The sequence below is a fragment of the Photobacterium profundum genome, assembly GCF_003026285.1.
In the GTDB taxonomy this organism is placed as follows: domain Bacteria; phylum Pseudomonadota; class Gammaproteobacteria; order Enterobacterales; family Vibrionaceae; genus Photobacterium; species Photobacterium profundum.
Genome location: NZ_PYOD01000007.1, coordinates 148,207 through 169,657, shown reverse-complemented (window position 1 = coordinate 169,657; position 21,451 = coordinate 148,207). Strand labels below are relative to the sequence as shown.

General features: G+C 41.8%; 17 protein-coding genes. 9 read left to right on the top strand and 8 right to left on the bottom strand.

Translation table 11 applies throughout. The features are described from left to right. Positions 1–2: 2 nt before the first annotated feature. From C9J48_RS17540 to yjjX, 4 genes are all read left to right on the top strand, one after another. Positions 3–1,037, top strand: coding sequence for a sensor histidine kinase (locus C9J48_RS17540; RefSeq protein ID WP_036803438.1), 1,035 nt, complete (start codon positions 3–5; stop codon positions 1,035–1,037). Between the two features lie 45 nt (positions 1,038–1,082). Further along, positions 1,083–1,895, top strand: coding sequence for a LytR/AlgR family response regulator transcription factor (locus C9J48_RS17535; RefSeq protein WP_006230724.1), 813 nt, complete (start codon positions 1,083–1,085; stop codon positions 1,893–1,895). A 766-nt stretch (positions 1,896–2,661) separates the two neighbouring features. After that, a complete protein-coding gene (locus tag C9J48_RS17530; protein ID WP_006230723.1) occupies positions 2,662–3,300 on the top strand; it encodes a helix-turn-helix domain-containing protein in 639 nt (212 codons plus the stop codon). A 187-nt stretch (positions 3,301–3,487) separates the two neighbouring features. Continuing rightward, a complete protein-coding gene (gene yjjX, locus C9J48_RS17525) occupies positions 3,488–4,012 on the top strand; it encodes an inosine/xanthosine triphosphatase (protein WP_006230722.1) in 525 nt (174 codons plus the stop codon). A 124-nt stretch (positions 4,013–4,136) separates the two neighbouring features. Here yjjX and trpR read toward each other — a convergent pair whose 3' ends face one another. Together trpR and sltY are read right to left on the bottom strand one after the other, a co-directional pair. Then, positions 4,137–4,448 (bottom strand): trp operon repressor, encoded by a 312-nt coding sequence (trpR, locus tag C9J48_RS17520; protein WP_006230721.1) that lies wholly within the window; start codon positions 4,446–4,448, stop codon positions 4,137–4,139. A gap of 120 nt (positions 4,449–4,568) precedes the next feature. Continuing rightward, complete coding sequence (gene sltY, locus C9J48_RS17515; protein WP_036803279.1) at positions 4,569–6,503, bottom strand: murein transglycosylase; 1,935 nt, start codon at positions 6,501–6,503, stop codon at positions 4,569–4,571. Positions 6,504–6,634: 131 nt separating this feature from the next. Here sltY and ettA point away from each other — a divergent pair, with 131 nt between their 5' ends. The 3 genes from ettA (at position 6,635) to C9J48_RS17500 (ending at position 9,975) form a co-directional block, all read left to right on the top strand. Further along, entirely contained in the window at positions 6,635–8,302 is a 1,668-nt protein-coding gene (gene ettA / locus C9J48_RS17510) for an energy-dependent translational throttle protein EttA (RefSeq protein WP_006230719.1), read from the top strand. Positions 8,303–8,585: 283 nt separating this feature from the next. After that, entirely contained in the window at positions 8,586–8,966 is a 381-nt protein-coding gene (locus C9J48_RS17505) for a PilZ domain-containing protein (protein ID WP_006230718.1), read from the top strand. Positions 8,967–8,982: 16 nt separating this feature from the next. Further along, positions 8,983–9,975 carry a M23 family metallopeptidase gene (locus tag C9J48_RS17500; protein ID WP_006230717.1) on the top strand — a complete coding sequence of 331 codons (993 nt, stop codon included), beginning with the start codon at positions 8,983–8,985 and terminating at the stop codon, positions 9,973–9,975. A 163-nt stretch (positions 9,976–10,138) separates the two neighbouring features. Here the strand turns inward: C9J48_RS17500 and radA are convergent, their stop codons facing one another. Beyond that, positions 10,139–11,518, bottom strand: a complete 1,380-nt coding sequence (gene radA, locus C9J48_RS17495) for a DNA repair protein RadA (RefSeq protein ID WP_006230716.1) — start codon at positions 11,516–11,518, stop codon at positions 10,139–10,141. 146 nt (positions 11,519–11,664) lie between these two features. Here radA and C9J48_RS17490 point away from each other — a divergent pair, with 146 nt between their 5' ends. After that, positions 11,665–14,016 (top strand): PilZ domain-containing protein, encoded by a 2,352-nt coding sequence (locus tag C9J48_RS17490; protein ID WP_006230715.1) that lies wholly within the window; start codon positions 11,665–11,667, stop codon positions 14,014–14,016. Between the two features lie 145 nt (positions 14,017–14,161). Here C9J48_RS17490 and serB read toward each other — a convergent pair whose 3' ends face one another. Continuing rightward, positions 14,162–15,127 (bottom strand): phosphoserine phosphatase, encoded by a 966-nt coding sequence (gene serB, locus C9J48_RS17485; RefSeq protein ID WP_006230714.1) that lies wholly within the window; start codon positions 15,125–15,127, stop codon positions 14,162–14,164. Between the two features lie 277 nt (positions 15,128–15,404). Here serB and C9J48_RS17480 point away from each other — a divergent pair, with 277 nt between their 5' ends. Beyond that, positions 15,405–16,016: a YtjB family periplasmic protein gene (locus C9J48_RS17480; RefSeq protein WP_006230713.1), complete on the top strand. Its 612-nt coding sequence runs from the start codon at positions 15,405–15,407 to the stop codon at positions 16,014–16,016. A gap of 117 nt (positions 16,017–16,133) precedes the next feature. Here the strand turns inward: C9J48_RS17480 and deoD are convergent, their stop codons facing one another. From deoD to deoC, 4 genes are all read right to left on the bottom strand, one after another. Next, positions 16,134–16,859: a purine-nucleoside phosphorylase gene (deoD, locus tag C9J48_RS17475; RefSeq protein ID WP_006230712.1), complete on the bottom strand. Its 726-nt coding sequence runs from the start codon at positions 16,857–16,859 to the stop codon at positions 16,134–16,136. Positions 16,860–16,996: 137 nt separating this feature from the next. Beyond that, positions 16,997–18,217 (bottom strand): phosphopentomutase, encoded by a 1,221-nt coding sequence (locus C9J48_RS17470; RefSeq protein ID WP_006230711.1) that lies wholly within the window; start codon positions 18,215–18,217, stop codon positions 16,997–16,999. Between the two features lie 10 nt (positions 18,218–18,227). After that, a complete protein-coding gene (gene deoA / locus C9J48_RS17465) occupies positions 18,228–19,559 on the bottom strand; it encodes a thymidine phosphorylase (RefSeq protein ID WP_006230710.1) in 1,332 nt (443 codons plus the stop codon). 201 nt (positions 19,560–19,760) lie between these two features. Then, positions 19,761–20,534 (bottom strand): deoxyribose-phosphate aldolase, encoded by a 774-nt coding sequence (gene deoC, locus C9J48_RS17460; RefSeq protein ID WP_006230709.1) that lies wholly within the window; start codon positions 20,532–20,534, stop codon positions 19,761–19,763. Between the last annotated feature and the right edge of the window lie 917 nt (positions 20,535–21,451).

The window sequence follows — 21,451 nt, the reverse complement described above, 5'->3', positions numbered from 1 at the left end:
AAATGGACGAAAAAAAAGAAACGAATTATTCATGGGGTAAGTCGTTCTTATTAACCAGTATTTTTTGTTTTATCATTGCCTTAACAACTCAAGCAGTTTGGTCTAATTCTCTTTTAAAACACCTCATTATCAGCTTCGGTTTTGGCTATAGTGCGATTTTCAGTGCCAAGCTTATTCATCTTGTGTTTCCTTCGATTTCACGCCAACGAGAAATTATCTGCACTCTGAGTTTCTCGATGGTCTTTGGTACTTTAAATGCGCAGTATTGGGTAAATGATTTCCTTGGTGGTAATGGTTGGAATAACCTAAAACCTGTCATATTACTTGGGCTTATTTTTACTGGCTTTTGCTACTACTTCTTTTATTCAAAAGAACAAAAACTCATTGCCGATAAAGAGCTCGAAACCCTTAAAAGAAAACAAACAGAACAAGAAAAAGTACTGTTAGTCAGCCAACTGAAGCAGCTGCAAAGTCAGATCGAACCACATTTTTTATTCAATACGCTCGCCACAATCAGTGTGCTGATCGAAACTGACAGCAATAAAGCCAAATTAATGCTAGAAAAACTCACTGAGTTACTGCGCGCAACACTCAATAACACTCGGCACCAACACACTACGGTTGAGCAAGAAGTCTCATTGGTTGAGGCATACTTGCAGATCCAACAAATACGCCTTGGGGAGAGGTTAAACTATGTCATCAATATCGATGGCATCACATCAACTCAGGAATTACCACCGCTATTAATTCAACCGTTAATCGAAAATGCATTAACACACGGTATTGAACCCATAGCCAAGGGTGGGAAAGTCACACTCGATATAGTCAATATTGGTAAAACTATGCAGATCAGCGTAACGGATAACGGGGCAGGATTTAGCCCCACCCCGCATGCTGCTGGGCATGGATTAGGGCTAGAAAATATTCGCCAGCGCATAGACATGTTATTTGACGGCAAAGCCAGTATATCGATAAAAGAGCATCAAGCTGGTGGCGTCATTTCAACCTTAATCCTACCCATCGAAAAGCATGATTAGCACCATGAGTTCGCTAGTAAATTAAACGATCTAAGGACAGATAAGATGACACAATTTTCAACCGCGATAATTGCCGATGACGAACCGCTTTTACGCCATCATTTAAACCGTTCTTTAGCCGAAGTATGGCCAGAGCTCAGCATTGTGGCGAGTGCTGAAAATGGAAAAGAGGCTTGGTTAAAAATAAATGAACATCAACCAGACGTTGTATTTCTTGATATTCGCATGCCAGAATTAGACGGTATGGCACTGGCTAAAAAACTCAAACGAATGCCTACCTCACCCTTGATTGTTTTTATTACTGCGTATGATGAATATGCGGTAAAAGCATTTGAGCAAAGTGCGGTTGATTACTTATTAAAACCTATTTCCGAATCACGCTTACTGACTGCCTGCAATAAATTACAGCACCAGCTGTCAGTGCAGCAATCAAAACAACAGCCCCCCTCAAAGGCACAATCGCAACCCGACATATCGGCATTGATCCAGCAAATTCAACAGCTATCAACTCAGTCTGATCCACAATACCTCACTTGGATAAAAGCCAGCGCAGGTGATGACATTCATTTAATCGCGATATCCGATGTGCTCTATTTTAAAGCGGAAGACAAATATGTATCAGTGTTTAAGCGATTACCCAATAACGCAGTTCAAGAATATATTATTCGCACATCACTGAAAGAGTTGCTCGCACAGCTAAATCCTGATTTATTTTGGCAAATACATCGTTCAACAGTCGTTAATGTCGCAACCATTGAAAAAGTGAAGAAAGATCTAGCAGGAAGAATGTCAGTTATCGTTGATGGGCAAAAGCTGCCTGTTAGCCGAACTGCGCAAGGTTTATTTAAAGGAATGTAATAGCTAGATAGCTTGAACCAACAATAAACTGTTGTTAATAGTACTAAGCCCAAAACATATTTATTAGTAATAAATAACGTAATTAAAACTTTTTCAAGAGCCTTAAATGAGTATAACAACGAAAGAATATTGTCACAAAAAGGTCTAAGAAATCAGATGTTTTAACGAGATTCAGCCCACAAGTATATAGATTTACAATTACTCAAATATAACGCGATAGTATCACTAACTCTTCTTTCATATTCCTATGAGGCATTCACTGTTTTTACCCATTAGACGCCGAGCAGAATTTGCCATGACGCCTCTTGATAAACCAGTAAATTAAGACGCCATTTTTCACATGAAATTTAAAGTAGAAACCGTAGTGAATCCCACAGAGCTATCACTAAAACAGTAACAACAGCCTAAAATAAGATAATAACCATAAGAATCAGATAATAACAATGGTGAATGACGACACCAATCATATATAAAATGTATCGGTTACCTTTATCTTACGGTTAAAAAAGAAGTCCTTTATGGGTCAGCATCTTCTCTTTATTTTATAAATTGCCTTCACTAAAACATGTTCTTGATAAAAATCTTAATTCTCGACGTGAATTTTGTTCCATTTTTTACCCATTCTTATTGTAAACTATATTCCTTTAACGAAATCAATCGCAATTTTTATACCCCATAGATTCCTTTGATAAGGATATCAGTAGAATTAGGTATGACTTTTAAGAATGCCCTTTGCATTCGTATGACGGTAGCGGGAAGCCTTATAATGGGATATTTAGAAAGAATTAAACAGTTAGCTAAAATCCAAGGAATTAGCCAAAAGCAACTTGGCGAATCTTTGGGTCTTCAGCAAGGAACAATGAGCCGTAAGTTATCGGGTAAATACGGTATTGAAGTCCGTGAGCTAGAAAGAATCGCAGAGACATTAAATACGTCTATCGGTTACCTCTTAACTGGGCAAATCGATACAGGTACTCAAGCAACAACAGCGATTACTCATGAGTCTTCACAAGGTTCAACCTGTACTTACATCCCGATTATTCACCGTAAAGATTTTGGATCTTTCATCGACGGTGAATCCGTAAATGTAGTCAGTAAGCGCGTAATACCACAACACCTTGAACGTGATGATTGTTTAGGTTTATTTGTTGATAACGAAAACATTTCACAATGTGCACCGATTGGCAGCTATGCATTAGCCACCAAGCAAGCGACTTACCGCCCTAAACAACCAGTATTTGCATCGGTACGTGACAGTGAGCCTGATTTTTATCACATGACTCAATTAGCTGATGGTGTCATCTTTTCGACATCACAACCCGATTTTCCTAACCTCTTTGTCAATAATGATGAATTTAAAGTTCACGGCTACATCATTCAATCAGATTGGGCTTACGATCGTTAAACACAGCTTGTAATAGCTATGTGGGTATATACCAACCTAGGCTTTTAACTAGAAAGAATATCAAAACAGGCTGTTTCGATTTATTCAAATGGTCTGACACTTGTTTAGGTTGGTATTCACTTTATGACTACGTAGAATAGCGAGGGTAAAAAAAACCGTCGATATTATTCTTAGCTAGTGGTAAATCATGTCAAAAATTATCGTTGCCTCTACCAATCCGGCAAAAATTTCTGCTGTTTCTTCAGCATTCTCGCAAGCTTTCCCTGAACAATCCTTTACTGTTGAAGGCATTAGTGTCGCCAGCGAAGTAAGAGATCAGCCTTTATGTGCAGACGAAACCTTACTCGGTGCAAGAAACCGTGTTAAGAATGCACGAAAGTTGCAGGCTGATGCTGATTTTTACGTCGGACTGGAAGCGGGAATCGATGGGAATTCTACCTTCGCGTGGATGGTGATTGAAAACCATAAGCAACGCGGTGAAGCACGCTCTGCTTCTTTGCCTTTGCCCCCTATTGCGTTAGAAAAAATCCAACAAGGCATTGAGCTTGGTGATGTGATGGACGATATGTTTAATCAACAAAACGTTAAGCAAAAAGGTGGAGCCATTGCAATGTTAACCAACCATACACTCAGCCGCAGTTCGGTCTATCAACAAGCCCTGATTCTGGCCTTAATTCCATTTATGAATGAACAATGGTTTCCTTGCCGTTAACTTATACCAATGCCACTAATTATCAAAACGTCAGGTATTAAAAAATCCTGTCACGATACTCATTATTGAAAAAAGTATCGTGACAGGATTTGATGTATTCAGAGCAACTGGCTTATTGGAGAACTTATTGCTGTTGCTTCTTTAGTAACTCTGCCAGCCATTCTTTTGTATCGTCACTCTGATGCTTTAATTCATTAGATCCTCGGGTAATCGTTGCTACCCCAACCCCTAACAATTCACTAATTTTTCGTTGGCTACGTTGCCCATTCATTAGCTCATGAAGAATATTCACCCGAGCCAATAACGCCTCTCTTTCATCCGGGGTTAGCAATAGCTTCAGCATCACGTCATCTTTCTGCTCTAATGCTGCCTGACGAAGTAAATCGACGACCTGTTGCCACTCGGTAAAATCAGCCGTTTCCGGAGTTGTTGACATGTAAACCTCATTAAGGCGTTTTGAATCTTCAAGGAATGTTAACCTGTTCTGATCCTGTTGCACACTAATTTGATTGATTCAGCAAGATTTCAGCCTTGCTAAATCATCGTCAAACACCCTCTAGTAACGGGTTGTTAATTCATTCTTTTTAAGTAATGTCGATTTTTTACCCATCAAGTCACTGTAGTATATTTCAAACATTAAAACGTTCTGTACATAACCACGGGTTTCATTAAATGGAATTGCTTCAATGAAGGTATAAACATCACGAGAACCGCTATTTTGGCCCTTCCAACGATTCACTCGACTAGGACCTGCGTTATACGCAGCAAACGAATAGACACGGTTATCATCGTAGCGTTCTAGCATCATTTTCAGGTAGCCACTACCAAGACGAATGTTGACCCCCGGATCAAACAAACTGTTTTTCCCGGTATAATTACGCCCTAGCTTTTTAGCCGTTTCTTTAGCGGTGGCTGGCATCAATTGCATCAAGCCTCGCGCCCCAACTGGAGATTGTGCTCGTGAGTTCCATGCACTTTCCTGACGAGCCAATGCCATCATCGTCGGAGTTGGCAGGTCACGTTGCTTGCTGAAGAAATCAAACCACCACTTATGAGCCATCGGAAAACGCAATGTAACGTGATCCCACAACTGGCCAGAAATGGTTGCCTGTACCGCTAAATGGTGCCATTTATGTTTGCCCGCATAAGCAGCCAACATACGCTTTTGTTCAACCGTCTTTCCACTTAATAGGTAATACCATTCACGATTAGCATCAAGCGACTTATCCAGTGCTATCAGCTCTTGAATACGTACCAAGGTTGTCGTGTACTGCTTACTTTGCTTAGCAATACTCTCTGGCACCGTTTGGGTTGGATAGACGATCGGCTTGTTTAACACGGTTGCCGCCGCAGCACTGTAGAAATCACGTTGCCCTAAAATCGAGCTGTACAGCTTATTCGATTCTGATTTTTTACCGTTACGCGCAAGAAAATAGGCTTGCCAGAATGTCCAACGCGTGGTGTCTTTTGCTTCTTGTGGTAAACGATTCACCCACTTTTCAGCTTCCGTATAATTAGCTTCGCGTAACGCCAATCGAATACGGCGCTCTAGCGCATTAACACTGGAACTGGTTTCTAGCTTGCTATCACGCCACTGAATAAGATCGGACTTATCTGTCGACATTAACCTTAGTATTGTGTAATCCGCAATGTGTTGGGCACGTGATGGCTTAAGGTGTTGCCCATCAACGGTACGCTGAAATTGTTTAACTGCTTCTTTCACATCTTTACGGGCTAAGCGTTTATAAGCGGCTTCTGCTATCTGCTGGTTAAAATCGGTAACTTTGCTGCGTTTGGCAAAATCAGCGACGTTCTGTGGTTTATCTAATAAACCTAACATATCGTCACCTATCGCTTGGCTCGTTCCTGATAATTGTTTATCAAGATATTTCAACAAGCCGCTGTTGCCTTGATCGTAAGCCAATAACATACGATCGAGAATTAACTGATTCGTGCGTTTACCCGCTTTCGTCCAATCGGACAATAATGGATCACACGCATCGCTGATAGAGGTACCGGTTAGCCAAAGCGCGTTGGCCCCCTGCCAAGCAAGATCCTTATTTCCCTTCTGGCTTTGCGCATAATAGTAATAACATTTTAATGCTTGCCCGTTGGGTTCATTGGGTTGAACCGTTAAAAAATCATTCCAGCGTTTTGTGCTTGCAAGATAATTTAAGTAATTCCCTTTCACTGTCGTATTAAAAGGGAGATCCTTATAATCAGCAACAAACTCAGCTACTTGCGCGGGTGTTTTCTTGCTGAGATCTTTAGAAAAATCATGATAATCTAAGTATGGCGTTAAAGGGTATTCATCTAATTTTTGACGTAATTGACGATAACCATCATCATCTCTCTTATCTAACGCTTTACCCGCTTGTACATACCACTCACGTTGCTGATCAAGCTTAGAGGCGTGACTTACTGGCACACAGCTTAAACCGAATATCACCACGGTTACGGTTACTACCTTATGGACAGAAAAACTAAGCACAAGAAAACTCCATTTCGGTTTTAGGATGATATTTATTCATAGTAAACGCTAATTATGAACAATGCTGTTAATCTTATGTCTAGATTGGGTAAAATACCTTCTTCATTTTAGATTAGAGATCATAAACTGATATGGCTGAATACGTTTATACCATGCAGCGCGTGGGCAAAATTGTTCCACCAAAGCGTCAAATCCTTAAAGATATTTCATTAAGCTTTTTCCACGGCGCCAAAATTGGTGTTTTAGGCTTGAATGGTTCAGGTAAATCAAGCCTGCTCCGTATCATGGCTGGCCTTGATACGGAAATTGAGGGTGAAGCACGCCCACAAGCAGGTTTGAAGATAGGCTACCTTCCTCAAGAACCTGTTCTTGATGAAGAAAAAACAGTACGTGAAATTGTTGAAGAAGCAGTTTCTGACGTAAAAGACGCCTTAACACGTCTTGATGCGGTTTATGCAGCGTATGCTGAACCTGATGCAGATTTCGATGTGCTTGCTAAGGAGCAAGGTGAGCTTGAAGCCCTTATCGAAACCAAAGACGGCCATAATCTAGAAAATACTCTAGAGCGTGCCGCTGATGCATTGCGCCTTCCTGAATGGGATGCACCGATTAAATTACTGTCTGGTGGTGAACGCCGTCGTGTGGCAATTTGTCGCTTATTGCTTGATAAGCCCGACATGCTGTTACTTGATGAACCAACAAACCACTTAGATGCTGAATCAGTAGCATGGCTTGAGCACTTCCTATGTGAGTACACAGGTACTGTTGTGGCGATTACCCACGACCGTTACTTCCTTGATAATGCAGCTGGTTGGATTCTAGAGCTTGACCGTGGTGAAGGTATTCCATGGGAAGGTAACTACACATCTTGGCTTGAACAGAAAGATGCACGCCTACAGCAAGAATCATCTCAAGAAAATGCACGTCAAAAGACAATTGCTAAAGAGCTTGAATGGGTTCGTCAAAATCCTAAAGGTCGTCAAGCGAAATCAAAAGCACGTATGGCGCGCTTTGAAGAGCTTAATACTAACGACCACCAGAAACGTAACGAAACCAATGAACTGTTTATCCCACCGGGTGAGCGTTTAGGTGACAAGGTTATTGATGTAACCAACCTAACGAAGTCATACGGTGATCGCGTATTGATCGATGATCTATCGTTCAGCATGCCAAAAGGGGCCATCGTCGGCATTATCGGTGCCAATGGTGCCGGTAAATCAACACTGTTTAAAATGCTAAGTGGTGCTGAACAACCTGATTCAGGTACGGTAGAACTCGGTACAACGGTTAGCCTAGCGTCTGTTGATCAGTTCCGTGATAGCATGAATGATAGCAACACCGTTTATCAGGAAATTTCTGAAGGTGCTGAAATTATTCGTATCAACAACTACGAAGTACCAGCACGCGCTTATGTGTCACGCTTTAACTTCCGTGGCAGTGATCAGCAGAAACGCATTGGCGACCTTTCTGGTGGTGAGCGCAACCGTGTTCACTTAGCGAAACTGCTAAAAGCGGGCGGTAACGTATTACTACTCGATGAACCAACCAATGACTTGGATGTTGAAACACTTCGAGCACTAGAAGAAGCCTTACTTGAGTTCCCTGGTTGTGCCATGGTTATCTCGCACGACCGTTGGTTCCTCGACCGTATTGCGACCCATATTCTAGACTACCGTGATGAAGGCAAAGTTAACTTCCATGAAGGTAACTACACCGAATACACCGATTGGTTGAAGAAGACATTGGGTGCAAAAGCTGCAGAGCCACATCGCATTAAATACAAGCGTATGACTAAGTAATGTAGTCACCGTTAATAACACTAAAAAGAGCTGATATTTCGGCTCTTATTTTTTATATGGAAATCTTATAACAACACAAATATAGACCTTTGATATCCCTTCCCATTCATAATCGAACAATACAAAACGCTTCGTTTTATCACTTAACCATAGATATAATGCCGATTTCTTTAACTTTGCATTAATAAGCAACTGGTTTTAATAAATTTGTGATCATATTCCTAGAGATAAATCTCTTTTCTCTTTAAACTTATGTGACGATAATTCAAAAAATAAGAAGATTATGGTTGAACGTCGTCATTTCATGCGCATTATTTATCAGTCATCAGCAACGCTTTCTCAGGCCAATGATGAATGGACTACTGATGTCTGTGATCTCTCGTTGCAAGGGATACTATTAACCCGCCCAGCAGACTGGCAGCCGAGTCAAGATACATGCTACACCGTTCGCTTCTGCTTACATGAATGCGATATCGAATTGGTCATGGACACCCAATTAGTTCGACACTGTAATGATTATTTACGCATGCGTATTCAACATATGGATATTGATAGCGCAAGCCACTTAAAGCGCCTAGTCGAATTGAACATCGGAACTGATGAACTATTACATCGCGAGTTAGAACAACTTGCCGACTTAGAAAGATCTATTAACGAGCAGTAGAAACGAATTATTCATCATGTCTGACAATATATGCATCTCGGTTTCAGATAACCGAGGAACCTCACATTACCGTATTAACCGTTTTAAAAAACGTTATGTCGTATTGCTATCAACTGTACTTCTCTCTCTTTTAATAGGTGGCGGCTACAGTATTTATTTTCTCTATCAGCAGACGCAATCTTCTGATTACCAACTAAGTCAATTAAATGTACAAGCAGAGCAACTGTCTGAATCACTGACAGCTGAAAACACCACAAATGACAATCTCACCAAACAGCTTGCAGATAAGAATGCAGAACTATTGCGTCTTACCCAGCGCGTTGATGATGTAGAAACGATTTTAGGTTTACAAGGCGATAGCCCTGAAGACATTACTCTCGATCAGCGAATTGATAGTGCGGCAATTAGCTCTGCTGTTAGGGGGACATTATTTCGCTTAATACCTAACGGTAACCCTACCGATGATGTCCGTCTATCATCCGGTTTTGGCACCCGTATTCATCCAATAACGGGCAAACGTAAAAGTCACCGCGGGTTAGATTTTGCAGCGAATACAGGTGCGGCAATTTATGCCCCCGCAGATGCAGTAATAGAGCTTGTTCGCCCAAGTAACAAAGGCTACGGCAATCATTTAAAATTGAATCACTCTCTTGGTTTTACGAGTTCTTATTCTCACATGAGTAAGTTCAATGTAAAACGAGGACAGTTTGTCCGTAAGGGAGATTTAATTGGCTGGACAGGCAATACAGGCATGTCTACAGGTCCGCATTTACATTACGAAATCCGCTTCTTAGGACGAGCGATTAACCCTCGCCCGTTTGTCGATTGGACACCTGATAATTTTGATAATCTGTTTGAAAAAGAAAAAACAGTACAATGGGCTGCACTGTTAGAAATGGTCAACAATGTCGTTTCAATGCAAGTGCAACTAACATACGTACCCCAGCCCGCAGATCCAATCGATACTGCGAGCACCCAAGCAGTTTCAAGTGACGAGCGAAAACTCTAGGGTGATACCGAACAGGTTGATGATTATAACCATCCCCCCCAGCCCTTAAAAAAAAAGATAAAAAAACGAGAGCATCTGCTCTCGTTTTTTTTCATCGCTTATCAATACGTCACTATCGATGAACCCTTATCAAGCCATATTACTGGCAGTTGTATCTGATAATCTAAGACACACGATCAAAGGCTTCTAACGCTTCTTGCAAATCTTCTACCGCAATAATTTCAATACCGTTAATTTTCCGGCTCGCATTCGCCTTCGGTACAATCGCGCGCGTAAAGCCCTGCTTAGCCGCTTCCCGAATACGTTCCATGCCATTCGCTGCCGGGCGAATATCTGCATTCAAACCGATTTCACCAAACACCAGTACATCCTGTGGAATTGGCTGATTCTTGAAACTCGAGAAGATAGATAACAATACGGCCAAATCAGCAGAGGTTTCTTCAATCTTGATCCCACCGACGCAGTTCACGAAGATATCCATGTCTGACAGCATCACACCACCGTGCCTAGCTAATACGGCAATCGACATGGCTAAACGGTTAGAGTCATAACCAACCGATAAGCGACGAGGGTTCTCTGTCACGGAGTTATTACACAATGCTTGGATTTCTACCAACAACGGACGTGTCCCTTCCCACAACGTTGTACAGGCTGATCCTGCATGGTTCTTATCTGAACGACTCAAAAAAATAGCAGAGGGGTTTTTTACCTGCTTCATGCCTTGTTCGGTCATTGCAAAGAAGCACGATTCTGAATCAGCACCAAAACGGTTTTTAGAAGTGCGTAATACGCGAAACTTTTCATCTGATGTCGAAGATAAAGCAAACAATCCATCCACAATGTGGATTAGCTGCATAGGGCCAGCCACATTCGAATCTTTGTTAATATGACCAATCAGTAAAAAGGTGACGCCTTCCGTCTTGGCAAAACGCGTTAAGGCAGCTGCAGATTCTTTGACTTGGCTTGGGCTTCCTGCTGCAGAATCATTGTGTGCGACCGTCATGGTTTGAATCGAATCAATAATAACGAATTCAGCTTTCAGTTGAGTCACTAAATGTAAAACTTGCTCAACCGACGTTTCAGCGACAACATTAATTTTATCAATGTTTTGGGTTTTTAATCGCTCTGCACGTTGAGAGATCTGATGAATAGATTCTTCACCTGACACATACAATGCCGATTTTATTGCCGCTACCGCCCCAATACTTTGCAATAGTAACGTTGATTTACCCGCCCCTGGGTCACCACACAAGAGTAATACTGACCCCGGAACAATGCCGCCACCTAAAACACGGTCAAACTCACCAATACCTGAACTAAAACGCGGTAAATCTTTGGTTTCGACTTCAGACAATTTCTGTACTTTGGTTGAAGCACCTGCATAGCTGGTTGCTGCGCTAACAGAGCCTATCGCTGCTTTCGTTTTAGGGACTGTAAACTCGGTAATAGTGTTCCATGCGGCACATGCGCTGCACTGTCCTTGCCAACGAGGAAAATCAGCCCCACAGTCACTACACACATAAGCGCGCTTCATTTTTGCCATTTTGTATCCTAATTTATTGATCAAACACTCAATATTTATCGAAATTACGGCTAAAAGACGTTTTTAATCGATTAATCTCACTACACACTTAAGATTTGCTGCAAAATGCAGATAATAGAAGCACAAGTAATGTATCAGAAAATAAGATGTTACTGGACGAATATAAAGGACTAATCGAGCAACTCATCCCCGTTTACGATAGTGAAGACTTCGACGATGTCTTTTTAATGCTAACGTATGAGGAAACAGGCCCAACTCGCCTTCAGCTCAAACTCGAAATAAAGCGTATGATGGCACCTTGCCAGCAGATCGTTGATCTTCGCGGTCGAGTAAAAGGAGAATGCCGCCCGTATGAGCTCCACGGTCTCACCCATTGGTTAGATGATGTCGCGATCAATACTTATCACAAACGCATAAAAGTATACGGAGGCAAATTTCGAGTCGGATTATATGAAGCATTAATCAATACTCGTAATAACTTTCGCGTGCTGCATCATCAAGAAAAACTCAAACCACAAATAACTGAAAAAACAAAACAAGATACGCAGTTTGATGCCAATCTGATTCGTTTTGGTCATTACTTAACACGTGACGAAAACCGCCTGCAAATATCGACGCAAGTGAATCTGCGCCTTCCTTTTGGTCAAGCCGTGCATGGGGTGACGTCTGATCTTTCCTATTCAGGGGCTAAATTTAAAGTACCATCAGCCTTTAAATATAATCTTGGTCAAACAGTGAAAGCCAGTTTTCCTGTGTTGGCAGAAAAATGCAATGATGCCCGCCTTGCGAAAGATATTGAATACCGCATTCTTGGCATTGATGATAATAAAGATAACGACAGCTTCAAATGGTTACGCTTAACGCTACTGGGTGATAACCAAGTAATTAAAGACACTATCAAGCTGAATCAAAACCTGAGCACTAGTCGTTCTCGAAATAACCATGAAGACAAAGTAATTCAAGCCCGCACCAAAGGCTATGAGCATTGCTTTTTAAAACATACCGCTAGCTTGCCATTATTTTTCTCTGGCACAGAACTAAAATACAGCCTGTTAACTGAGCACAATCAAAATATTTGGGAAGATTGGCACGACGAACGCAACCAGCCTGTTATCAACCACCTTCTGTCAGAAGCACGGATGGCAACCCTTGGCAAAGCAGGATTGAAGCAATGTAGTACTCTGATTTACAGTTTTTACCACGAGCATAATCATAAAAAGTTTTTCTATTCTGCGGCACTGCCAGAGATGACCCAAGAGCAACGACAGCTCTTTTGGCAAATAGGGGCTACACGTAAGAGCTGGCGAGTCACACGTATAACGGTATACCCAATCGGATCGAATGATCTGGAACGCCTACAAGATATTGCACCTGAAATGGTGGAACAGTTCCAGCATTTAACCCATATTGGGGTCATGCAAAACCTAACCAATGACCAAGCACAGCAAGATTACAGGTTAAGCATTAAATCGCAATTACCGTCAAAAGCTTTGCATGTATTTAGACACCAACGCGATCCTATATGCCAAGCAAAAGGCGTATTTTTCGATCCCAAACCACAGCGAAGTGAAAATCGTTTTAAATTTAAAACCCCAGTAGAGATCCAACACCCAGAGCTCGGTAATGTACTCGGGGCCTCTATCGATTTCTCCACTCGCGGGTTAAACCTCAGTCTTGCACAGCCACTTGCCGCAAAGAAAGACGACAGTGTCATTATTAAATTTACCCAACTACACAAGTTAGATAAAAATTCATCGTTAGATAAAATGCCTTACCGCATCATTAGGATTAGTCCAGACTGTCTTAACATTCAATTAACGTCTGGCAGTGGTGAAGAAGCTCTAAAAGGCGAACAATTTTTACGACGATTAATCAATCATAATGAAAAAAAACTGCTTTTATCCAAAGAAACCTTACCCAAAGGTCCGCTATTATTAGCCATGCACCAAATGTTACTAACACGTCTAAACTGTGTGCCTTATTTTGCTGAAAAGATTAATCACAAAGTCACCGTAAAAGCGATTGGGTGTAATTTCCCATTACCCGCCCTCGCGAAGTTGTTTAATCAGTTAGCTAACGGCAAGGGATTTTCGTTACAGCCTATTTTTAAAAATCGGGTACAACGAATGCTGGCTGAAACCATGCGTCCGGTTGAAATTCGTCAACCATTCGTGCATGAAGTTTACCTTTGGGTTCAGCGTAAAGGTGACTCTGTCCAGCATATTGAGAGTAAATTGTTAGATGAGTTTGATGATTTAGAGCAACGAATCAATTTTGTAAAAAAAGCTCGTCAACAAGGCGAGTTCATCGCAATTCGTATCACTGCGGTACCTGTTTTAAACCCCATGACGGCATTAATTGGCGAAGAGTTAGGGCAATTAGCCCGCTTAACGATGCACCGTGCACGCGCATTAGAAGTCGAGTTTACGTCATTAATTGGCAGTGGTGAAATGTTCGATGTTACGGATGAAGTGCTGGTTAGACTCGAAATTAATTAAGTTGTTAGGCGTAGTATACAAAGCATAAAAAGGGCCATGATGTTGACATATCATGGCCCTTTTTATTTATGACGCTTAATGATTTTTAATGATTAATGTCGAAATACGCAAGAGTAGCCGAAGAACTATTCTAGATAAGTAAATGTTACCAACTCACATTTTGAGGCATTAACGATGCAGATAAGATACAAAGCACCCCACCTAAATCTGCATGACGAATAGCAACTGGTGCCTCAGCATCTACTTTTGGTTTCGCATGATAGGCTATCCCTAAACCTGCAGCAGCCATCATCACCAAATCATTCGCGCCATCACCAACAGCAACCGTATTGTGCGGTTCAATATCATATTCATCAGCAAGTTCATACAGAATATCTGCTTTTGCTTGCGCATCGACAACATCACCTAACACTTTACCTGTTAGCTTACCGTCCACAATTTCTAGCGTATTCGATTGAGCATGCACTAAGTGCAATTCATCTTTTAAGTAGTCTGAGAAATAGGTAAATCCACCTGATGCAATAGCGACTTTCCAACCATATCCATGCAATGTCGCCACCAACTCTCGTAACTCAGGCATCATGGGCAATGTTGAACGAACAGTTTCAAGAATCGATTCATCCGAACCTTTTAAAGCCTCAACACGCTGACGAAGGCTTTGCTCAAAATCTAATTCGCCCTGCATTGCACGTTCTGTTACTTCTGCAACTTGTTCACCAACCCCAGCTAAAACAGCAATCTCATCAATACATTCGATTTGAATCGCGGTGGAATCCATATCCATCACTATCAGCCCAGGCTCAAGCAGGTCGGGCAAATCAGAGGTACGAGAAAAATCCAGCTTTTGGCTAATGACAGCTGCTGCATACTCATCGGTTAATTCATTCCCAATCAATAATGCATCGTATGAGCCCACTTTCCATGCTGCGACAATATCCAGCTCTTGCCCTGCACTGTCTCCTATCTTATGAACATCAAGCTCAGTAATATGCCGACCATACAATAACCATGATGCTTTCTGCTTGGTTAAGTTAGGTACCGCTAATATTTGAGGAAAACGCTTGTTAAGCGAAGTGTGCTTTTTGATTTTAAGTAGTTGTTGCTCATCCATGTTTGTTTCTATCCATTTAATTCAAAAACAGCTTGGGCGTGATTGTTATTTATTCATAATCCAAGCTATTTATAATGACACGCTATGCGCAATTACATTCTATTATAGCCATTGATGACACTTTCACGCCCAAGTTACTCTTTGCTGTTACTATCAAAGTACCCTATTGCAATTTGTTTGGGCAAGCCCCAATATGGCAATCGTTTGATTTTGCAGTGTAGAATAAGACAATATGCGTCTACTCTACCAAGCTTATAACTGAATTACGTTGGTTATTATGAAAGTAAAAAAAACACGATTACAGCGAGCATGGCAATTATTTGTCTTAATTTTCAGTCTAGGTGGTTTAGTTGCCATGCTGGAGTATGGCTCTAATGTGAATATACGTAACTACGAGGTGCTCAGTGAACAAACACAGTCATTGTCTCGCCTCGTTGTTCGTCAAGCCGCAGAGAGTGCTTCAAAAGATGTTGTCGATAATAACCAAGACAAATTAAAAGCCCTTGTTCAGCAAGTCTCGCAAGAAGCCTTAATTTTAGATGCCAGTATTTATGATTTAGAGGGTATTACCCTTGCGAAAACCGAAGATGCCATGCCACTTGAACAAGTCACTGGGCTATCGACACCCTTAGCGATAGCAAGCTTTGGACGCCAACAAATTGTAGAACCCATCTTTTCTGGCGATAATATTATTGGTTTTATGCGCATTACACTGGAACACGGTAAACTACTCGAGAATGCCAATAACCAGATAGAAGAAATGACCAGTATTGTTCGAGGGCTCATTATTGCGGCCTTACTTATCGGCTTCTTGCTGGCTTACACCTTCGGACGCCGTAAAGACATCTGGCACTTCCCATTTTTACTGACAGCCAATGCTAAAGATTGATAATCAAGCAACCAATTTACACCAGAATACTTAGCCGTTAGCTTGCAGTCATAAAAAAAGACGACCTCGTGGTCGTCTTTTTTATATCTGGTTTACTATTATCGAATTATCGATAAATTATGCTTCGTCTGCATCACCTAGCAATACAGATTCAAGTGCGATTTCCATCATTTCATTGAACGTTAGTTGACGCTCTTCAGATGTTGTCGCTTCACCACGTAGAATGTGGTCTGAAACAGTACAGATAGTCAGTGCTTTAGCACCAAACTCAGCAGCTACACCGTAGATACCAGCCGCTTCCATTTCTACGCCTACGATACCGTATTTATCCATCGTTTTGAAAAATTCAAAGTCAGGATTGTAGAACAGATCAGCAGAGAAGATGTTACCCACTTTAACAGGGATACCTTTTGCTTTTGCTGCATCAACGGCATTTTGTACCATACCGAAATCAGCAATCGCAGCAAAATCGTGGCCGCCAAAACGGATACGGTTTACTTTAGAGTCTGTTGATGCGCCCATGCCGATAACTACATCGCGTAGTTTCACGTCATCACGTACTGCACCACAGCTACCCACACGAATAATTTTCTTAACACCAAAGTCTTTAATTAACTCTGTCGCGTAGATAGAACAAGAAGGGATACCCATACCGTGACCCATAACAGAGATCTTACGACCTTTATAAGTACCGGTATAACCAAACATACTACGTACGTTACATACTTCTTTTACGTCTTGTAGAAAAGTTTCTGCAATGTACTTCGCGCGTAATGGATCACCCGGCATCAGTACTACGTCAGCAAAATCACCCATTTCAGCATTAATATGTGGAGTAGCCATAGTTGTGTCCTTATTTCGTTTTTATAAACACTAAGTCGCGTTTTCTGTCATTACTAATAGCTGCTATTTCACTAAGGGGCAAATATAAATAGCCTCTTAATCAGTGAAATAGCAAAATGCGAAATCATTAACCTGAATTACAGGAATGACTTACCGTATTCCATGTCAGATGTACCGTAATACTCTGCAAGGCTTTGACCAATATCTGCAAATGTTTCACGACGACCTAAAGATCCAGCAGGAATCTTAGGACCCGTTACGATTACAGGGATATGCTCACGCGTATGATCTGTACCTTCCCATGTTGGATCACAACCATGATCCGCGGTCAGAATTAATACATCATCTTCTTGAAGCAGTTCTAGCACTTCTGGTAAGCGCTTATCAAAGTATTCAAGGGCTGCAGCATAACCTGCAACATTACGGCGGTGGCCATAAGCTGAATCGAAATCTACAAAGTTAGTAAAGACTAAGCTGTTATCTCCCGCTTGTTTAATTTGCTCAAGCGTTGCTTCAAACAGAGCAGGAATACCATTCGCTTTCACTTTTTTAGTGATACCACAGCCTGCATAGATATCGGAAATTTTGCCGATAGAAATAACGTCACCGCCTTTCTCATCTACTAACTTCTGCAGTACTGTTGTTGCTGGTGGCTCAAGAGATAAATCACGACGGTTACCCGTGCGTTCAAATTGCCCTTTACCTGGACCTGTAAATGGACGCGCAATTACACGACCAATATTATAGTCTTCCAGCTCTTCACGTGCGATTTGGCACAGTGTTAGCAAGTTATCTAAACCAAACGTTTCTTCATGACATGCAATTTGGAATACCGAATCTGCAGAGGTATAGAAGATAGGCATGCCCGTCTTCATGTGTTCTTCACCCAATGCATCCAATACGTGTGTACCAGATGCATGGCAGTTACCTAAGAAGCCAGGTAGGTTCGCACGCTTTAGGATGCGATCTGTCAGCTCTTTCGGAAAACTGTTGTCGAGATCAGAGAAGTAACCCCAATCAAACAATACGGGTACGCCTGCAATTTCCCAGTGACCTGATGGGGTATCTTTGCCTGATGATAATTCTTTGGCATGACCGTAAGCGCCAGTAATTTCAACACTTGGATCTAAGCCTTCAGGAAAGTAACCAGAAGATTCTTCACACGCTTTACCTAAACCAAGTTTATTTAAGTTAGGTAGGTGAAGTGGACCACTACGATCACCGTTATCAGCTTCGCCACGTGCACATGCCTGAGCAATGTGACCCATGGTATTTGAACCTACGTCACCAAAGTCAACAGCGTCTTCTGTTGCGCCGATACCGAAAGAATCGAGAACTAGGATAATTGAACGTTTCATTTAAACTCCATTAAATATCTTCAGCGCGAATACGACGGTAAACGTCAGGGGTTGGCGCAGGCTTTTCATCAGCAATAGTGATATTAGCACGTACGGCATTTGCCGCTTCTTGCCACTGTGCTTCGCTACGAGCGTGAATCACACATAACGCGGTATCTGTATTCACTTCATCACCCAAACGGATCATGTCGCTTAAACCTACTGCGTAATCAATGCTGTCACTCGCCACACGGCGACCGCCACCCATGCCAACAACCGCCATTCCTAAACCACGAGTATCCATGGCGTAAGCGTAACCTGTTGTTTCAGCAAACACTGGCTTAGCAATCTCTGCTTTCTCTAGGTAGTTGTCGTAATTTTCCATGAAATCGACTGGGCCACCTAAACCTGCAACCATTTTGCCGAAGCATGTTGCTGCTTTACCGTTATCCAGAACCGCTTGTAACTTCTCACGTGCTTGCTCAATATCTGAGGCTAAGCCACTGTTTACAAGCATTTCAGCACACAATGCCATGGTCACTTCAAATAAGCGAGGGTTACGGTATTCACCGGTGAGGAATTGTACGGCTTCGCGCACTTCCAAAGCATTACCGGCAGTAGACGCCAATACTTGATTCATATCTGTCAATAATGCTGTCGTTTTGGTGCCAGCACCATTTGCCACAGCCACGATCGATTTAGCCAAGTCTTCAGATGCTTCGTAAGTTGGCATGAATGCGCCCGAACCTACTTTCACATCCATAACCAAAGAGCCTAAGCCCGCAGCCAGTTTTTTCGACAAGATAGAAGCAGTGATCAATGAGATATTATCTACCGTCGCTGTTACGTCACGAGTGGCGTATACACGCTTATCTGCTGGTGCAAGATCGCCTGTCTGGCCAATAATCGCTACACCTGCATCTTTGGTTACTTGACCGAATACGTCATTGGTAGGGGTGATATTGTAACCAGGAATTGATTCTAATTTATCTAGCGTACCGCCAGTGTGTCCCAAGCCTCGGCCTGAAATCATTGGTACGAAACCACCACATGCTGCAACCATAGGGCCAAGCATCAAAGATGTTACGTCACCTACACCACCGGTAGAATGTTTGTCGACGATTGGGCCATCAAAGTTCATGTGGCTCCAATCGATTACCATGCCAGAATCACGCATTGCACAGGTCAGTGCTACACGCTCATTCATGGTCATATCATTAAAGTAAATTGCCATTGCAAACGCAGCAATTTGACCTTCAGACACAGTATCTTTTGCGATGCCTTGAATGAAAAAATTAATTTCGTCAGCAGTTAATTCAACGTTATCACGTTTTTTTCTAATTATTTCTTGCGGTAAATACATGGTATTCCCCAATCAAAAGTTGGTCGTAGGATAGATAACTATTCGATTGTTTTTAAATGAGAAATATCAGTTATTCCCCATAATTCGCCAGCATTAAGGCGCAGCGATCCACACAAGTATTGTGTTGTTTTAACAGAAACAATGAATAGTCACAGGTAGAGCTAAGATAAGGTGGCATTACGCCACCTTATTTATTCAGACTTAGTAGCCGCCTTGAGCCGCTTCTTCGCCTTCACCTAAAGTGTGCAATAAGTTTGCAAGTAGGCTTGATGCACCAAAACGGTAGTGCATGTTGTCAGCCCAGTCACCACCAAGAATGCGGTCTGCCATAGCAAGGAATGCTTGAGCATCTTCTGCAGTACGAACGCCACCAGCTGGTTTAAAACCAACTGTTTTAGCAACATCCATATCTTTAATTACTGTCAGCATAATTTCTGCTGCTTCTGGTGTTGCGTTAACAGGTACTTTACCCGTTGATGTTTTGATGAAATCTGCACCGGCTTTGATCGAAAGCTCAGAAGCCTGCTTGATTAGCGCTTCAGTCTTAAGCTCACCCGTTTCGATGATAACTTTAAGCAGAATATCGCCACATGCAGCTTTACATTGCTTAACTAGCTCAAAACCAACTTCTGAATTACCAGCAATTAATGCACGGTATGGGAATACAACGTCAACTTCATCAGCGCCGTATGCAACAGCCGCTTTTGTTTCAGCAACTGCGATTTCAATATCGTCGTTACCATGTGGGAAGTTAGTAACCGTTGCAATACGTACTTCTGGTGTACCTTGTTCACGTAACTGCTTCTTAGCAGCAGGAATGAAACGTGGGTAAATACATACTGCTGCAGTGTTGCCTACAGCTGTTTTAGCATTCTTACAAAGCGCGATCACTTTTTCATCAGTGTCGTCATCGTTCAGAGTTGTAAGATCCATTAATTTTAATGCACGTAATGCAGCAGCTTTTAAATCGCTCATGACTATCTCCAGTCCAGTTATTTTCTACCAAGCTTATAGAAACTGTTCCATACGCTTAACGATACGTCTTTTCATACCGCCAAACGGCCCGCTGACAGCGAACAGTTAGATAAGCGGACTTGATTCCTTGAAGACTCAAGTAAACAACGCGAGATCGTTTTACTTGATTGCTATCCTTTTCACCGCGCGAGACGTTATGTTTTTTTCATCTGTAATACAGAGACGAATCAACCAACGTCTTGCAAGTTCGTGTTGTTCAGCAAAACCGTGACAGTTCTTCCATCATGGTTAGCTAACGCTGAAACAACAGGTGCCTTTTTATGATGGTACGCCCTAATAATACCAAGGTCCGATGCACGTCACCATCAAAGTCGTGTTTCCACACGTGGACAATGTGTTTACCTTGAGAATTAACCCTAACTAATTAATAAGTAATGGTTAATCCCATTCAAACCACAACAATCAGTAATAAACCATTACTCATATATTCATAAATTATCGATTAATTATCCCATCAATAAGATATTCATAGGTCTAGACCGTTGCGATACAAAGTATGGTTTGAATCAATATGCAAGATGCTATCAAAAGAATAGAGCAGAAAACGGAGCGCAATCGATTTTATGAAGGAAAGAAACACGGCAAGGCTAGTTTTTACCAAATCTGTTGATCATTAGGGTGATTTGGAAACAATGATGCTAATACCAATATGGCGAAGTAAATGGTTATAACGTTGCGCAGGAAAACCAGCAAGAACAAGACAGCAATTGAATCAGCCTATGGTGCCAATTATAAAGCGCTGATGCCGTTACTCTTAATATTAGCCAGTAAATGTAAACAGATAATAGTGTAGGTGGTATCAGCTTTACTTTTCACTTTTAAACGGCAAAAAAAAACGCCACAGCAAGCTGTGGCGT

Bases quoted from the DNA above. Each gene is read 5' to 3' on its own strand.
- C9J48_RS17480 (WP_006230713.1), top strand. From the start codon at position 15,405: ATGAAAGTAAAAAAAACACGATTACAGCGAGCATGGCAATTATTTGTC.
- C9J48_RS17535 (WP_006230724.1), top strand. From the start codon at position 1,083: ATGACACAATTTTCAACCGCGATAATTGCCGATGACGAACCGCTTTTA.
- C9J48_RS17540 (WP_036803438.1), top strand. From the start codon at position 3: ATGGACGAAAAAAAAGAAACGAATTATTCATGGGGTAAGTCGTTCTTA.
- yjjX (WP_006230722.1), top strand. From the start codon at position 3,488: ATGTCAAAAATTATCGTTGCCTCTACCAATCCGGCAAAAATTTCTGCT.
- C9J48_RS17505 (WP_006230718.1), top strand. From the start codon at position 8,586: ATGGTTGAACGTCGTCATTTCATGCGCATTATTTATCAGTCATCAGCA.
- C9J48_RS17530 (WP_006230723.1), top strand. From the start codon at position 2,662: ATGGGATATTTAGAAAGAATTAAACAGTTAGCTAAAATCCAAGGAATT.
- C9J48_RS17470 (WP_006230711.1), bottom strand. From the start codon at position 18,217: ATGAAACGTTCAATTATCCTAGTTCTCGATTCTTTCGGTATCGGCGCA.
- deoA (WP_006230710.1), bottom strand. From the start codon at position 19,559: ATGTATTTACCGCAAGAAATAATTAGAAAAAAACGTGATAACGTTGAA.
- deoC (WP_006230709.1), bottom strand. From the start codon at position 20,534: ATGAGCGATTTAAAAGCTGCTGCATTACGTGCATTAAAATTAATGGAT.
- trpR (WP_006230721.1), bottom strand. From the start codon at position 4,448: ATGTCAACAACTCCGGAAACGGCTGATTTTACCGAGTGGCAACAGGTC.
- C9J48_RS17490 (WP_006230715.1), top strand. From the start codon at position 11,665: ATGTTACTGGACGAATATAAAGGACTAATCGAGCAACTCATCCCCGTT.
- radA (WP_006230716.1), bottom strand. From the start codon at position 11,518: ATGGCAAAAATGAAGCGCGCTTATGTGTGTAGTGACTGTGGGGCTGAT.
- C9J48_RS17500 (WP_006230717.1), top strand. From the start codon at position 8,983: ATGTCTGACAATATATGCATCTCGGTTTCAGATAACCGAGGAACCTCA.
- deoD (WP_006230712.1), bottom strand. From the start codon at position 16,859: ATGGCTACTCCACATATTAATGCTGAAATGGGTGATTTTGCTGACGTA.
- ettA (WP_006230719.1), top strand. From the start codon at position 6,635: ATGGCTGAATACGTTTATACCATGCAGCGCGTGGGCAAAATTGTTCCA.
- serB (WP_006230714.1), bottom strand. From the start codon at position 15,127: ATGGATGAGCAACAACTACTTAAAATCAAAAAGCACACTTCGCTTAAC.